The organism is Ralstonia sp. ASV6, assembly GCF_016429285.1.
GTDB lineage: Bacteria > Pseudomonadota > Gammaproteobacteria > Burkholderiales > Burkholderiaceae > Ralstonia > Ralstonia flaminis.
The window spans coordinates 1-2,658 of the sequence record NZ_JAELUI010000284.1 but is presented as its reverse complement, the minus strand read 5'-3'; the positions used below and the strand labels follow the sequence as shown (position 1 = coordinate 2,658).

Genomic DNA, 2,658 nt, shown 5'->3' with positions numbered 1-2,658 from the left:
GGGTTGATGCTCATCATGGTGATGATGACTTCGCTTGCACCGGTGGTGGAGCGGTCGGTCATGGATGCGTTGGAACTCAGTGGGCGGGCGTTTACTCAGTTTGGGGCGACGCCTCGCTAGCGCGGTACAGCGCCCGCCCCCTCGGGTGCTGTTGGCTTGCACCCATTCCAAGCATCCAATGAAGGGGATCCCACCTCATGAGCCGCCGTGTTCTTGTGACAAGTGCAAGCCGTGGCATTGGCCGCGCGATCGCCTACCAACTGGCATCTGACGGGTTCAACGTTTCGGTCCACTGCCGCAGCGGCCGCAAAGAGGCCGAGGCCGTCGTCGCCGAGATCCAGGCCCACGGCGGCACCGCCCACGTCCTGTAGTTCGACGTGCGTGACCGCACAGCCTGTCGCACACAACTCGAAGCCGATATGGAAGCACACGGCGCCTACTACGGCATCGTCCTGTGCGCGGGCGTCACGCGCGACGCGGCCTTCCCTGCATTGACGGGCGAAGACTGGGACATCGTTCTGGAGACCAGCCTGGACGGCTTCTACAACGTTGTGCACCCGCTCACGATGCCGATGGTGCGTGCACGCCAGGGCAGACGCATCGTCACCATTGCCTCCGTATCAGGCGTAATGGGCAACCGTGGGCAGGTCAACTACAGCGCGGCCAAGGCGGGGTTGATTGGCGCGACAAAGGCGCTGGCCGTCGAGCTGGCCTCGCGCCGCATCACCGTCAACTGCGTGGCGCCGGGGCTGATCGAGACCGAGATGCTGGCACACATGGAGCACCTGGATCAGGCGCTGGAAGCGGTGCCGATGAACCGCGTGGGGCAGCCGGCAGAGGTGGCTGCGGTGGTGGGCTTTCTGATGTCGGATGCGGCGTCGTATGTCACGCGGCAGGTCATTGGCGTCAACGGCGGGATGATCTAATCAACCTACCGCCGACGCGCCACCAAATCATCCACCACCGGCACCACGGCCAGCACCATCAGGATCGTCGCCAGCGGAATGGTGGTCGCATACCCCATATGCTTGAACCCTAGCGCCCCCGCCACGCCACCCAGAAAGAACATTCCCAGCAATGAAGCCAGCAGCCGCAGCTTTGGGCGATTGGCAACAACGGCCGGCAGGTTTCGGTGCCCATGGTTCCAATACAGTGCCTTGCCGATCTCGATCCCGATATCGGTGGCCAGACCGGTCACATGTGTGGTGCGGATCTCCGCCTTCGAAATCTTGGTAATGATGGCGTTCTGCAACCCCATCAGGAAACACAGCAGCACCACGGTTGCCGGCACAAACACGACGCGGTATTCCCCTAGCGACGTACCCATCAGGCCGAACAGCAGCAGGAGCCCCGCTTCGAGCATCAACGGCAATGCAAACTCGCTCTGCGTATTGCGCCGATGCCCCCAGTTGACCAGCACGGCAGTGCAGGCCGCACCGCACACAAACGCCAGCAGTGACGCAAGACCGGCCAGAACGAGCACAACGTCGCCCAGCACAAGATCGTCGGCCATTGCCGAGACAATGCCGGACATATGCGAGGTGTACTGCTTGACGGCAAGGAAACCGCCTGCATTGGCGGCACCCGCTACCAGGGCCAGTGATTGCCCCAGGCGCCGGTTGGCGTCTTCGGTGCGCTCGGGGCTGGTCAGGCGGCGGAGGTATTGAATCGGCATGACCCATCCAGACGGTAACCAGGCGGCCATTATGCGCCCGCCCAGGGTTACCGTTCCTGGCGAAAGGTCAAGGATTGAAGTACTGGAACAGCGTCATGCCCTGCATGGCCGTGAACGTCTTCTGCGCGGCCTGCAACGACACCTGCTGCTGGGTAAATTGCGAAATGGCGGTGGTGTAGTCCACCGACTGCAGCTTGGAGATCTGCTCCTTCAACTGCTCGCCGTAGTTCGAGCCGCTGCTGTTGAGCGTGGTGATCTGCGCCTGCTGCGTACCCACCGTTACCTGCGCCTGCAGGGCGACCTGGTAAGCGTTGTCGAGGTTGCCCTGCGCGGTTTGCACAGCCTTCTGTAGGTTGGCAACGTCGGTGGCCTGGGTGGCCGGATTGATCGGGGTGGACAGCGCCGTGATCAGGTTTTCGTACGTCTTGAAAATGCTCTGGTTGGCGCTCGGGTTGGACGGGTCCGTGTTGGCAATGCGCACGAACACCGAGTCGCCCGACACCGAGTTCGGCATCGAGATGTTCTGCGACACCTGCACCGTGGGCGGCTGACCGCTGCCGACATACTGCACGCTGCCGCCCGTGTTGACGAACGGATCCGTCGTGCCCTTGGCGCCGCCAAACAGGGCGACGCCCGAGGCGTCACGTTGGTTGGCGGTGGCAAGCAACTGCTGATACTGCTGCTTGACCTGCGCCAGCACGCCAATGCGCTGCGAATCCGTCATCAGCGTGGTGTTGGCTGTCACCAGCGACTGCTTGCCCTGCTGCAGCGTATTCACCAGGTCGGTGAGCGCCGAAGAGACTGTGGTCAGGCGCGCGTCCGTGGCATCACGGTTGGTCTGATACTGGTCGTTGGCGTCCTGCGTCTGTTGCAGCTGCGACATCTGGCCGAACGCGCTCGGGTTGTCGCCCGCGCTGGTGAGCGCAATGCCGCTCGCAAGCTGCTGCTGCAGCGTCATCAGGTTCGACTGCGTGTTCTGCATC

The 2,658-nt window shown here is 62.9% G+C and carries 2 protein-coding genes and 2 pseudogenes; 2 read left to right on the top strand and 2 right to left on the bottom strand.

Annotated features, from left to right (window positions below):
* Both JHD73_RS29655 and JHD73_RS27425 read left to right on the top strand, forming a co-directional pair.
* Window positions 1-120, top strand: a pseudogene (locus JHD73_RS29655) (flagellar biosynthetic protein FliR); the annotation flags it as partial.
* A 77-nt stretch (window positions 121-197) separates the two neighbouring features.
* Window positions 198-926 (top strand): annotated as a pseudogene (locus JHD73_RS27425) (3-ketoacyl-ACP reductase FabG2).
* A 5-nt stretch (window positions 927-931) separates the two neighbouring features.
* Here the strand turns inward: JHD73_RS27425 and JHD73_RS27420 are convergent.
* Window positions 932-1,675 (bottom strand): YoaK family protein, encoded by a 744-nt coding sequence (locus JHD73_RS27420; protein WP_199033285.1) that lies wholly within the window; start codon window positions 1,673-1,675, stop codon window positions 932-934.
* A 67-nt stretch (window positions 1,676-1,742) separates the two neighbouring features.
* Window positions 1,743-2,657, bottom strand: a complete 915-nt coding sequence (gene flgL / locus JHD73_RS27415) for a flagellar hook-associated protein FlgL (protein ID WP_199033284.1) — start codon at window positions 2,655-2,657, stop codon at window positions 1,743-1,745.
* Between the last annotated feature and the right edge of the window lies 1 nt (window position 2,658).